The organism is Microbacterium mangrovi (genome assembly GCF_000802305.1).
GTDB lineage: Bacteria > Actinomycetota > Actinomycetes > Actinomycetales > Microbacteriaceae > Microbacterium > Microbacterium mangrovi.
In genome coordinates this window covers 48,946-61,625 of the sequence record NZ_JTDK01000007.1, presented here as the reverse complement: position 1 = coordinate 61,625, position 12,680 = coordinate 48,946, and the positions used below count along the sequence as shown (strand labels likewise).

Sequence of the window (12,680 nt, the reverse complement as noted above, 5' to 3'; positions counted from 1 at the left end):
GGGATGACCTCGTCCGTGCGGCCGCACCTGATCGCCACCACTCGCGAGATCGACCCGTCGAACGCCGCCGAGCCGGCCGACCTGCTGCCGTTCACCGACCCCGACCAGCCTCTCGCGTGGCTGCGGCGCGGCGACGGCATCGTCGGAGTGGGCGGCGCCGTGGAGCGCGTCACCTTCCCGGGGGCGACCGACGCGGCGGATGCCTGGCGCTGTCTCACCGACGGAGCCGTCGTCGACGATCCGGTGGGGCTCCCCGGCACGGGCCTCGTCGCGTTCGGGGCGTTCGCCTTCGACGTCCCCTCGGCCTGGCCGAGCACGCTCATCGTGCCCCGTGCCGTCGTCGGCCGGCACGGCTCCCGCGCCTGGGTCACGAGGGTGCGGCGCAGCGACGAGCCGGATGCCGCGGACGAACCGGCATCCCTCCCCGAACCGCTTCCGTACGGCCCCTACTGGCCGGCCACCGTCGGTCCGGGCGTGCAGGGCCCGGAGGGCTATCAGGAATCGGTGCGCGCCGGTCTCGAGGCCATCGCCGCCGGCCGGGTCAGCAAGGTGGTGCTCGCCCGCGACCTGGTCGGGAGCGTGCCGGCCGGCGCCGACCTGCGGCGGCTCGCCCGCGCCCTCGACACCGAATACCCCGACACCTGGATGTACGCCGTCGACGGTCTAATCGGAGCCAGCCCCGAAACACTCGTCACGGTCGATTCCGGCACCGTGACCGCCCGGGTCCTGGCCGGGACGGCGGCGCGCGGCGCCGACCCCGACGAGGATGCCGCCGCCGAAGCGGCGCTCGCGGCATCCCGCAAGGACACAGAGGAGCACGTGTTCGCGGTGCGGAGCGTCGTCGACGTGCTCCGGCCGCACACCACGGGCCTCACCGCGCCCGCCATGTTCACCCTGCAGCTGCCGAACGTGTGGCATCTCGCGACGGATATCGCCGGGGACCTGTCCGACACGGCATCCGCCCTCGACCTGGTCGCGGCCCTGCATCCCACCGCGGCCGTCGCCGGCACGCCGACGGATGCCGCCCGCGCTCTGATCCGCGAGCTCGAGCCGTTCGACCGCGGCCGGTACGCCGGCCCGGTCGGCTGGGTGGATGCCGCCGGCAACGGCGAGTGGGCGATCGCCCTGCGCGGCGCCCAGTTCGGCACGCCGGGCGAGGTCGTCCCGGCACCGGGCACGCCGATCCCGGTGGTCGCGCACGCCGGCGCGGGGATCGTGGCGGCCAGCGATCCGGAGGCGGAGATGCTCGAGACGCGGGTGAAGTTCCGCCCGATCGTCGACGCGCTGGCCTGACCGGCGCGCGGCGCCTCAGAGTTCGGGGACGGGCTCGCCGACGGCGGCCGGCTCGGCATCCGGCTCGTGCCGTCCGTCGTAACGCAGCAGTGCGGGCACCGCGAGCGCGATCGCAATCACGCTGACGACGAGGGCGGCCGCGCTGAGGAACGTCGTCGCGGGCACCCCGATCTGTTCGGCGAGTGCCCCGAGTCCGAGCGTCGCGATCGGCATCACGCCGATGGCCAGTTCCTGCAGCCCCAGCGCGGTGCCGTGCACACGTGCCGGGGTGGCGAGAAGCACGAGGGTCGTCTGCAGCACCCCGAACGGTGCGGAGGCGAGGCCGGCCGCGACCATCAACGGAAACGAGAGGGTCGCCGCCGACGACAGGGCGAAGGCCGCCCAGAGGACGCCCCAGGACGCCGTGCCGGCGAGGAACACTGCACCTTTGCGCGGGAAGTCCCCGAGCGAGGCGATGAGAAGTGACCCGATCGTGCCGCCGAGTCCGGCGCACGTCATGAGCGCCCCGAGCCCCGCCGCATCCAGATCGAGCACATCGCCCGCGAAGACCGGCATGAAGGTCTGGTAGACGGGCCAGATCAGGATGTTGGCGGCGAACGTCACCGCGAGGGCGGCCACGGCCACCCGCCGTCGCCCGATCGTTCCGAGACCGTCGATGAGCATCCGCCACGCGGAGGCCTCGGGCCCCCTGCGCCCGCGACCGATCCCGCGCACCGGCACGAGCGCGGCGAGCGACACCGCGAACCACGAGGCCGACACCGCGAGCGCCGACGGCGCGCCGACCAGGCCGATGAGCGCGCCGCCGACGGCGGGTCCGATCATCTGGGTCATGTTCATGGCGAACGAATTGAGTGCGTTCGCGTTGCTCAGGTCCTGGCGCGGCACCGTGTCGACGACGAGCGACGACCGTGCCGGCTGGGACGGCGACTGGGCGAGGCCGATCACGAGTCCGCCGACGAGCAGCACCGGATACGGGGCGGCGCCGAGCATCGCGAGCACGGCCAGGGCCACGACGGCGACGAGGGCCCACACGTTGGCGATCACCAGGACGCGGTACCGGTCGAAGCGGTCGGCGATCACTCCCGCGAAAGGGCCGAGCAGCATCGGGGCCAGTCGGCAGGCGGTGAAGACCGCGATCAGCAGCGGGGATCCCGTGACCTCGAAGACCATCCAGCCGAGCACGAGCGTCTGGGTCCAGACACCACCGAAGAACAGCACGTTCGACATCCAGAGATAGCGGAACGAACGACTCGATCGCAGCGACGCGATCGCGCCGCCGGTGGTGCGACGGGACGAGGAAGCCATGCCGCAGATGGTATACCATCCGGGCAATGGCCCCTGAAGCGCGTCAGCGACGAAGGAGGCGCTGGACGATCGGCATGGTCTCGTAGCGCGAGTGCTCCACGTGGGCCAGCGCGAGTGCCGCCGCCAACTCGGTCTGCCCGTTCACGATCGCGCTGCACAGGTCGCGGTGCTCGCGATGCAGGCCCACCCCGTCGCGCTGGGTGACCACGTGGAAGAGCCGCCGGATGCGGCCGCGCACGGGCACCATGAGATTCTGCAGCAGCCGGCTGTTCGACAGCACGAGGATCTCGTCGTGCAGCTCGGCGGTGCAGGAGGCGATGCGAGCCGCGTCGCGATCGCGAACGGCGTCCTCGGCCGCTGCGAGTCGCAGCATCAGCCGCTCGCCGGATGCTCCACGCGCGCATTCGTCGGCCGCGAGCCGCGCCGCCAGCACCTCCAGCGCCGCGCGGACTTCGAACAGTTCGCGGACGTCCTGCACCGTCATCTCGGCGACGATCGCACCGCGCCGGTGCAGAGTGCGGATGTACCCCTCCGACTCGAGGCGGGGGAACGCCTCGCGGATGGGGATCCGTGAGACATGGAGCTCTTCGGCGAGCGTGCGTTCGCGGATGCGCTCACCCGGCTTGAACGTGCCGTCGATGACCCGTTCGCGCACCCATTCGTACACGCGCAGGTCGAGCGCCTCCTCGGGTATCTCCGACGGCGACGGCACGGTCATCTGGTCATTCTGCGACACGGTCGCCCCCTCATCAGGCACCAGCCCGACGATCAGCTTCGCCCTCGGGTCACGGGTGCGGCCCGGCGCCCCAGTGCGCGGGTCCGGAACCATTCTACGATCGCCAGCGCCCGACTCGAGGGCACTGGTTCCCGGTTGTGGAATACCAAACATCAAAAAGTTGCCAATTCTTGATGACAAAATCCAGATCGTATGCGATCGTGTATACCAAATGAGCCGATTCCGTATACCAAACCCCGAGTTCAGGAGCCCCAAGTGACGACGACGACCTTGCGAAACGGGCGCCTCCGCAGCGGCGAGACCGTCGACCTCGCCATCGCCGACGGGACGATCACGTCGATCGCACCGGCCCGGGGCGCGATCTCCCCCGGCGATGAAGACCTCGGGGGACGCCTCGTGCTCCCGCTCCTCGTGAACGGCCACGCGCACCTCGACAAGACCTTCCTGGGGGGAACGTGGCAGTCGCACGCGACCGGTTCGACGGTGCGCGACCGGATCGAGCTCGAGAAGATCCAGCGCCGTGAGCTGCTGGACTCCGCGCTGGATCGCTCATTGGAACTCGCCCGTCGCATGGTCGAATACGGCACGGGCACCGTGCGGGCCCACGTCGACGTCGACCCCGAGATCGGCCTCACCGGGGTCGAGCGCATGCTCGCCGTGCGCGACGCCCTCCGCGACATGCTCGACATCCAGATCGTCGCCTTCCCGCAGAGCGGCATCGCCGGGCAGCACGGCGTCGCGGACCTGCTGGAGGAGGCTGTTCGCCTGGGCGCCACCGCCGTCGGCGGGCTCGACCCGATCTCACTCGACGGCGATCTCGGCGGCTACCTCGACGTCGTCTTCGACATCGCCCGGCGGCACGACGCCGATGTCGACATCCACTTGCACTCGCTCGGCCACGTCGCCGAGCGCGAGTACCGTGCGATCGCTCAGCGCGCCGCCGACGGCATGGCCGGCCGGGTCACGCTGAGCCACGCCTACGGTCTCGGCAGCCTCGAGCCCGACTCTCGTGATCGTGTGCTGGACCTGCTCGCCGACGCGCAGATCAGCGTGATGACCAACGGCCCTGCCGGACCGATGCCGCCGGTGCGCGAACTCGTCGAACGGGGCGTTCCCGTCTTCGTCGGCACCGACAACGTCCGAGACGCGTGGTGGCCGTTCGGCACCGGCGACGTCCTGGAGACGGCTCGCACCGTCGCCTACCAGTCGTCCTTCTACCAGGACGAAGACCTCGAACTCGCCCTCGACCTCGTCACCACCCGGGCGGCATCCGCCCTCGGCATCCCCCGGTACGGCCTCGAACCGGGGGCTCCCGCCGACCTCGTCGTCCTGGATGCCGGCACAGCGGCGGAAGCCGTCGCCGCACCCCCGATCTCGCGCGACGTCATGCGGGGCGGCACGTGGATCTCACGCACCCGCGTGCACACCGAATCGAGCGTGAGGGCCACGCTCACCCCCCTCCGCTGACCCGACCCCTGGAACGCGGACACCCCCGAAAGGAAACCATGAACCGCAACCACCTGCGAGCAGCGGCGCTCGCGACCATCGCGGGAGCAGCGGCGCTCTCGCTCACCGCCTGCGGCCTGCACGCCGGAAAGACCTCGGCCGCCTCCGAAGACCCCGAGAACAGCACGATCGTCATCGGCAGCTCGAACGTCGCCGAGACACTCGACCCGCAGCAGGCCTCCGATGCGCACAACGACTTCAACATCGCGGGTGTCTACGATCGGCTCGTCGACTACGACGCCGACGGCAAGATGATCCCCAAGCTCGCCACCGCGTGGAAGTTCAACTCCGACGCGACCCAGCTCACCCTGACGCTCCGCGACGGCGTCACCTTCCACTCCGGCAACCCGTTCACCGCGGCCGACGTGGTGTACACGCTCGACCGGGTCAAGAAGATCGGCTCCGGGGTGGCGTCCTTCCTCTCCGACTACGTCTCGGCGAGCGCTCCCGACCCTCAGCACGTGGTGATCAAGCTGTCCAAGACGGACCTCGACTTCCTCGGCGCACTGAGCCCCATCTACATCCTGGACGCGAAGCTCGTGAAGCCCAACGAAGGCAGCGACGACGCACAGGGATGGCTGGGCGGCCACGACGCCGGTTCCGGGCCGTTCCAGATCTCCTCGTACAAGCCCAACCAGGAACTGGATCTGGCACGGTACAAGTCCTACTGGGACTACGACGGCGGGCGTCCGGCTGCGCTCGTGCTGCGCATGATCAGCGACCACAGCGCCGCCCGCGACGAGTTCCTCGCCGGCAACCTCGACATCACGATGGGCCTGAACCCGGTCGACGTCGACGCCGTTGCGAAGAACGCGAAGTACGAAGTCGTCAACATCCCCGCTCCCCGCGAGACCTATGCGTGGCTCAACAACCAGGGCAAGATCACCGGTGATGTCCGCGTCCGAGAGGCCATCCAGCTCGCCTACGACTATTCCGGTCACCTGTCCACCGCGCTCGGCAAGCAGGGTGCGATCGCCGACACGATTCTGCCCGAAGGCATCTCGTGCCGGGTGGATGCCGGAAAGCCCACCCAGGATCTCGCCAAGGCGACCCGACTCATCAAGGATGCCGGAGTCGCGGGCTCCACCGTGACCGTCGCCTACCAGCCGACCGTTCCCGAGTTCAACGCCGCGGGCACCCTCCTGCAGGCATCGCTGAAGCAGATCGGCCTCAACGCGAAGCTCGTCGCGGTGACATTCCCGCAGTATGCGCAGATGGTCTCCAGCCAGTCCACGATGCCGGACATCGCGCTGGCCTGGGACTTCGCGTCGTTCCCCGCGGCGGGCCCGATGCTGCAGCGGGAATGGGCTTCCTCGGCCGCCGGCAAGACCAATTTCGGGTGGTACTCGAACGCCAAGGTCGACAAGCTGCTCGCCGACGCCCAGAAGCAGACCGACGCCACCACCGCCTGTGCGGACTACACGCAGGTGCAGAAGCAGGTGCTCGCGGACCATGCACTGCTCGCCATCGCCTACCCGGCGGTGACGATGGTCACCGACAAGAAAGTCGAGACCATCCCCTTCTCCCCGACCCAGCAGGACTTCAACGTCGGAACCCTGCGCATGGCGACGAACTGACGCGCCGCCGACGCGGATGCCGCGGGCCGGTCCCGCCCGCGGCATCCGCCGGCACCCCCTTCTTCTGCCCGCACACCGAGGTGAGGTCATGACACGCTTCCTTCTTCGACGCATCGGCCTGGCGCTGCTGTCCCTCTGGGGCGTCGCGACGATCGTCTTCCTGATATCGAAACTGATCCCCGGCGACGTCGCCCGCGTCGCAGCCGGGCGCCTGGCGACCCCCGAGCAGGTCACCCGCATGCAGCAGGTCCTCGGCTTGGACCAGCCCGTCATCGTCCAGTACTTCCAGTACCTCGGGCGCCTCCTCCACGGAGACCTCGGCACGTCGATCGTCACTCACCAGAACGTGGTGAGCGACCTGGCCGCCGTGCTTCCGACCACGATCCAGTTGGTGATCCTCGGCATGCTCATCACCGTCGCCATCGCCTCACCGCTCGGCATCATCGCCGCGGTGAACGAGGGCCGGGCCGGCGACATCGCCGGGCGCATCATCATGGTGCTCGCCGGCGGCGTGCCGGTGTTCTGGCTCGCCATCATGATGCGCTGGGTGCTCGGTTCGCTGCTCGGCTGGTTCCCGATCTCGGGGACCAACAGCGTCGGCATGGCGCCGCCGGACGTGACCGGATTCACGGTCGTCGACTCCCTGCTGTTCGGGAACATCGGCAACGTCGCCGACTCGGTGGGACACCTCCTCCTGCCGGCGCTGGCGCTCAGCACGCCATTCATCGCGACCCTGGCGCGCATCATCCGCTCGAACATGATGACCGCGCTGAAGTCGGATCACATCACCTTCGCGATCTCCAAGGGCGCCCCGCGCCGACGGGTCGTCCTGCACCATGCCCTGCGATCGTCGCTCGGCTCCGTCCTCACCATCTTCGGCATGCAGTTCGGCTGGATGGTCAGCGCCGCCGTGCTCGTCGAGGCGGTCTTCGGCCTGCCCGGCATCGGCAGCTACCTCTACCAGGCCATCTTCAACCACGACACCTTCTCGGTGCTGGCATCCGTGTTCGTCATCGGCGCGGTCTTCGTCATCACCGCACTGATCGTCGACCTGGTGCTGATGGTGCTGGATCCCCGCATCCGTCACGCCCAGGTGGGAGTCACCGCATGAACGTCGAAACCGGATCCCGCCTCGAGGACGTCCCGCCCGGCGCGCCGTTCGAGCCGGCGCCGCCGGTCCCGACCTGGACCGCGACGATCGGCACCGGCATCGCGCGCCCCGTGCGGCGCCTGTTCCATCGACACACCGCATTCCTGGACAAGTTCGCGTTCGTGCTGGTCGCCCTCCTCGTGGTGGTCGCCATCGTCGGCGTCTTCTTCCAGCCGTACAACCCTTTCGACGTCGACACCCGCACGGCGCTCCTCCCGCCGAGCGCCGCCCACCTCTTCGGGACCGACGACGTCGGACGCGACGTCCTGTCGCGCATCCTCGCCGGCGCCGCTCTCACCCTGCTGTCGGCCGCAGCCATCGTGCTGCTGTCGGCCCTCATCGGCGTCGTCGTGGCGAGCGTCGCTGCAGTGCTCCCGCGGTGGGCGGACGAGACCATCATGCGGGCGTGCGACATCTTCATGTCGATCCCGTCGCTGGTCCTCGCCCTCGGTCTGGCCGCCGCGCTCGGCCCCTCGCTCACGTCCATCATCGTCGCCATGGTCATGGCCTCGTGGCCGAGCACCGCCCGCCTCACCCGCGGCATCCTGCGCGAGACGATGACCGCGTCGTTCGTCGAGTCGGCGCGCATCCTCGGAGTCTCGCGCTTCCGGCTGATGCTTCGTCACGTCCTGCCGAACTCCCTGGACGCGATCTACGTCCAGGCCAGCATGGAGATCTCGGGCACGATCGTGATGATCTCGGGCCTCGCCTTCCTCGGCGTCGGCGCCCCGCCGCCCAGCCCGGACTGGGGCTCGATGATCGCGCAGGGCCAGCAGTACATCACCACTGCCTGGTGGATCTCCCTCTTCCCCGGCCTTGCCATCACCATCGGCGCGATCGCGTTCGGACTCGTCGGCGACGCCGTCCGCACATTCGTCGACCCTGCTTCCCGGAGGTTCTGATGTCCACTCCCGCCCTGCTGTCGCTCGACGGCCTCACCGTGCGCGTGCCCGAGAAGGAGCGCATCGGCGGAGGCATCGGCGACCTCACCCTGGTGCACGACCTGTCGCTGAGCATCCGCCCCGGCGAGCGCGTCGCCCTCGTCGGCGAGTCGGGATCGGGCAAGTCGATCACCGCACGGGCGATCCTGCAGCTGGACCCCCACCTGCAGCTCAGCGGCTCGATCGACTGGGACTGCCGTCAGCTCATCGGTGCCTCGCCGAGCGCTCTGCGGCGCGTGCGCGGGGCCGAGATCTCGATGATCTTCCAGGACCCGATGACCGCTCTCAACCCGGTGCTCACGATCGGTGAACAGGTCGCGGAGCCGTTGCTGGTGCGCGGCGTCTCCAAGAAGGAGGCCTATCGTCGTGCCGCCGAGATGCTCGATCGCCTGCGCGTGCCACAGGCGAAGGAGCGTCTTCGCTCCTACCCGGGCCAGTTCTCCGGCGGCATGCGCCAGCGCGTCGTGATGGCGGCGGCGCTGGTCGCCCAGCCGCGGCTGCTCATCGCCGACGAGCCCACCACGGCACTCGACGTCCGCGTGCAGGAGCAGGTGCTCGACATCCTCGAAGAGCAGTCCCGCGAGCTGAACCTCGCCGTGCTGTTCATCACCCACGACCTCGCCATCGTCGCAGGCCTCGCCCAGCGCGTCGCGGTGATGTTCCGCGGGCACCTCGTGGAAGACCGGCCGGTCGACGACCTCTTCGCGCACCCGGAGCATCCGTACACGCGCGGCCTCATCGGCTCCGTGCCCCGGCTGGACGCCGATCCCGACGTGCGGCTGAAGACGGTCGGGGACTATCTCGCAGAAGGGAGCGCCGCATGAACGGCGACGTCCTCCTCGAAGTGGAGGGGCTTTCCAAGCAGTACGGCCGTGGCAGGCGCGCCCATCGAGCACTCGAAGACGTGAGCTTCGACGTGCGCCAGGGCGAGATTCTCGGGCTCGTCGGTGAATCGGGATCGGGCAAGTCCACCATCATCCGCTGCCTCGTCGGCCTTGAGAAGGAGTCCGCGGGAACGATCCGCTACGACGGCATCGACCCGACGCATCCCAAGCACGGTGAGCTCGACCGCTACCGCCGCGAGGTGCAGATGGTGTTCCAGGACCCCTACTCGAGCCTCGATCCGCGCATGACGGTTCGACAGATCATCGAAGAGCCGATGCTGGTCATGGGCGGATTCTCGGAACGTGAGCGGCGTGCCCGCATCGACGAGCTGATGGCGATCGTGGGGCTTCTCCCCGAACACCTCGACCGGTACCCACGGCACTTCTCCGGCGGTCAGCGGCAGCGCATCGCGATCGTCCGCGCGCTCGTCGTCGGCCCCCGGGTGCTGCTGTGCGACGAGCCCGTCTCGGCTCTGGACGTCTCGGTGCAGGCGCAGGTGCTGAACCTCCTCAAAGACATGCAGCGTCAGCTCGATCTCACGGTGCTGTTCGTCTCCCACGACCTCGCCGTGGTGAAGTACCTGTGCTCGCGGCTGGTGGTGCTCAACCGGGGGGTCATCGCCGAATCCGGTCCGGTGGCCGAGATCTACGCGAACCCGCAAGACCCGTATACCCGGTCGCTGCTCGAGGCCGTCCCGATCCCCGATCCCGAGCAGGAGCGCGCGCGTCGCGCCCGCCGACTCGACAGGCTGGCGGCGACGGCATGACCCGCATCGGATCGGATGTCAAGTTCCACGATGGCACGACGCTGCTCGGCGGCACCCCGCTCGAAACGCTTGCCGCCGTGCGCGCACTGGGGTTCGAGGGCATCCTCGTGCGAACGGTCGACGAGGCCTTCCCCACGCTGGATGCGGGCGCCGTGCGCGAGTTCGCCGCGGAGGCCGCACACCAGGGCATGTTCGTTCAGCTCGGGCTGGGCAAGGTCAACCCCTTCATGACGGCGGAGCTTCCCCGCATCCGCGACCTGGGGGACGGCAGCTATCTCGACGGGATGGTGCGCCTCATCGACCTGTGCGCGGAGCACGGGTGGACCGAGGCGTGGACGGCGACGGGCGGGTTCAAGCACGACCTGCCGGCGCCGTTCGGCTTCGACCGGTTCCGCACCGACGTGAGCTGGAGCGACCAACTCGTCGCGATCTCCCGGTTCCTGCAGCGGCTCGCCCCCGCGCTGCGCGCGAACGGCGTCCGGCTGAATCTCGAGACGCACGAAGAGATCACCACCTTCGAGATCGTCCGCCTCATCGAGCAGGTCGGGGAGGACGTGCTCGGTGTCTGCCTCGACCCGGGCAACCTCATGGTGCGCGGCGAGCCCGTGATGGACGCCGTGCACCGCGTCGCGCCCTACACGCATATGACCCACCTCCGGGATGCCGTGCTCGTCGGTGTCGACGGCGGGATCTCGCGCTTCCTCGCCCCCGTCGGCGCCGGCGTCATCGACTGGGACGAACTGGTCGACGCGCTCCTGACCGCCCAGCCGGACCTCGACCTCGCGATCGAGGGCATCGGCGGTTCCCGCGCCGAGATGACGCTGAACCCCCGCGACGAGTACTGGCGCTCGATGCATCCCGACCTGACCGAAGCAGACGTCACAGAGCTGGAGCGACTCGTGGACGAGTACCCGGCCAGAGCCGACCGCGGCACGGTCGAGTGCGTCGACGTCCTGCGCGCCCGGCCGCCGGCACGCACCGACTACATCGAGTTCCTGCAGCGGTCGCACGACGCCCTCCGTGCCGCGATCGCCGCCCGACCCCTTTCCCTTCTGGAGCACACCTCATGAACGACACCACCACCGTGATCACCGACCTCACCGCACTCGTCGACGCCGTCGAGTGCGACGTCGTCCTGCCCGGACAGCCGGGCTACGAATCGCTGCGGCGCGTCTGGAACGCCGACATCGACCAGCACCCCTCCGCCATCGTGCGCTGTCGCACCGCCGAAGACGCCGCCGCCGCCCTGCGCTGGTGCCTCGCGGCCGGGGCATCCCTGACCGTCCGCGGGGGCGGCCACAACCTGGCCGGCACCGCGGTGTCCGACGGCTGCGTGATGATCGACACGTCCCTCATGCGCGACGTCTCCGTCGACATCGAGCAGCGCACCCTGACCGTCGGCGCCGGATGCCGTTGGGGGGACGTCGACCGCGCCGCCGAGCCGTACGACATCGCCCTCCCCGCCGGGGTCGTCTCGCACACCGGCGTCGCGGGCCTCACCCTCGGCGGCGGGCAAGGCTACCTGTCGCGCATGTTCGGCTCGACCGTCGACTTCCTTCGCGAGGTCGAACTGGTGACCGCGGACGGCGTCATCCGCCGCGTCAACGCCGACAACGAGCCCGACCTGTTCTGGGCGCTCAAGGGCGCCGGGCACAACTTCGGCATCGCGACGCAGTTCGTGTTCGACTACGTCGACCTTCCCGGGCTCGCGACCGTGCGTCTGGCGCTCTACCCGGCGGAGTACCGCAAGGAGATCCTGCAGCGCTTCCGCGACGACGCCCCGGCGATGCCCGACAACGTCGGAACGTTCGTGCGGCTGTACCGCGCACCCGCCTACTGGTCCCAGCTGCCCCGCGAGCACCGCGGCACCCCGGTCATCTCGGTCGCGACCGTGACGTACGGCGACCCCGCCCTCGAGCCCGCGCTGTCGGCGCCGATGTTCGAGATCGGCACCCCGATCTACGAGAGCGTGCGCAGCATCCCGCACGTGACTCTGCAGCACGCCACCGACGACGAGTTCCGCTACGGCATCTCGCACTACTGGCGCCACGTCGCCTTCCGCGACCTGCCCGACGAGCTGCTCGACATCGCGATCGAGTACTCGGACGCCTATCCGGGCCGCTCGCTCAACTCGAGCGCCTTCATCTCGCATCAGGTGATGTGCCCGTTCGAGCTGATCGCCGGCAAGGTGACCCCGCGCGATCACAGCAACGACTCGACCACCGACATCCACTCGCGCTGGTCGGGCAACATCGGCGCCGACTGGGAGTACTCCGACGAGCGCCCCGAACTCGTCTCGTGGGTGAAGCGATTCTCTGCCGCGGTGAGCGAGTGGGAGCACGGCACCTACATCAACTTCGCCTCCGAGCACGGTGACGCCGAATCGGCGCGCGACATCTACGGCGCGAAATTCGACCGTCTCGCCCGCACCAAGGCGCAGTACGACCCGCAGAACGTGTTCGACCACGGACTCGTCGACCTCGCGCTCGCGAACTCGGGCACCGACTGGGCGGGGGAATGA

At 69.4% G+C, this 12,680-nt stretch carries 11 protein-coding genes; 9 read left to right on the top strand and 2 right to left on the bottom strand.

Annotated elements, in window-relative coordinates; translation table 11 throughout:
* Positions 1–3 precede the first annotated feature (3 nt).
* A complete protein-coding gene (locus LK09_RS09240) occupies positions 4–1,293 on the top strand; it encodes an isochorismate synthase (RefSeq protein WP_039398555.1) in 1,290 nt (429 codons plus the stop codon).
* 15 nt (positions 1,294–1,308) lie between these two features.
* Here the strand turns inward: LK09_RS09240 and LK09_RS09235 are convergent, their stop codons facing one another.
* Entirely contained in the window at positions 1,309–2,598 is a 1,290-nt protein-coding gene (locus LK09_RS09235; RefSeq protein ID WP_052226612.1) for an MFS transporter, read from the bottom strand.
* Positions 2,599–2,641: 43 nt separating this feature from the next.
* Complete coding sequence (locus LK09_RS09230; RefSeq protein WP_197061012.1) at positions 2,642–3,334, bottom strand: GntR family transcriptional regulator; 693 nt, start codon at positions 3,332–3,334, stop codon at positions 2,642–2,644.
* A gap of 255 nt (positions 3,335–3,589) precedes the next feature.
* On the opposite strand from LK09_RS09230, the gene LK09_RS09225 reads away from it, so the two are divergent.
* The 8 genes from LK09_RS09225 to LK09_RS09190 all read left to right on the top strand — a co-directional run bounded on the left by LK09_RS09225 (position 3,590) and on the right by LK09_RS09190 (position 12,680).
* Positions 3,590–4,801: an amidohydrolase gene (locus LK09_RS09225; RefSeq protein ID WP_039398553.1), complete on the top strand. Its 1,212-nt coding sequence runs from the start codon at positions 3,590–3,592 to the stop codon at positions 4,799–4,801.
* Between the two features lie 38 nt (positions 4,802–4,839).
* Complete coding sequence (locus LK09_RS09220; RefSeq protein WP_039398551.1) at positions 4,840–6,417, top strand: ABC transporter substrate-binding protein; 1,578 nt, start codon at positions 4,840–4,842, stop codon at positions 6,415–6,417.
* An 88-nt stretch (positions 6,418–6,505) separates the two neighbouring features.
* Positions 6,506–7,528, top strand: a complete 1,023-nt coding sequence (locus LK09_RS09215) for an ABC transporter permease (protein ID WP_039398549.1) — start codon at positions 6,506–6,508, stop codon at positions 7,526–7,528.
* On the top strand, positions 7,525–8,469 hold the full coding sequence (locus tag LK09_RS09210; RefSeq protein ID WP_082008165.1) for an ABC transporter permease: 945 nt from the start codon (positions 7,525–7,527) through the stop codon (positions 8,467–8,469). Before LK09_RS09215 ends, LK09_RS09210 begins: the two co-directional genes overlap by 4 nt.
* Entirely contained in the window at positions 8,469–9,332 is an 864-nt protein-coding gene (locus tag LK09_RS09205) for an ABC transporter ATP-binding protein (protein WP_052226610.1), read from the top strand. The genes LK09_RS09210 and LK09_RS09205 overlap by 1 nt, the downstream gene beginning before the upstream one ends.
* On the top strand, positions 9,329–10,159 hold the full coding sequence (locus LK09_RS09200; protein ID WP_039398547.1) for an ATP-binding cassette domain-containing protein: 831 nt from the start codon (positions 9,329–9,331) through the stop codon (positions 10,157–10,159). Before LK09_RS09205 ends, LK09_RS09200 begins: the two co-directional genes overlap by 4 nt.
* On the top strand, positions 10,156–11,229 hold the full coding sequence (locus LK09_RS09195) for a sugar phosphate isomerase/epimerase family protein (RefSeq protein WP_052226609.1): 1,074 nt from the start codon (positions 10,156–10,158) through the stop codon (positions 11,227–11,229). Before LK09_RS09200 ends, LK09_RS09195 begins: the two co-directional genes overlap by 4 nt.
* Positions 11,226–12,680: an FAD-binding oxidoreductase gene (locus LK09_RS09190; protein ID WP_039398545.1), complete on the top strand. Its 1,455-nt coding sequence runs from the start codon at positions 11,226–11,228 to the stop codon at positions 12,678–12,680. The genes LK09_RS09195 and LK09_RS09190 overlap by 4 nt, the downstream gene beginning before the upstream one ends.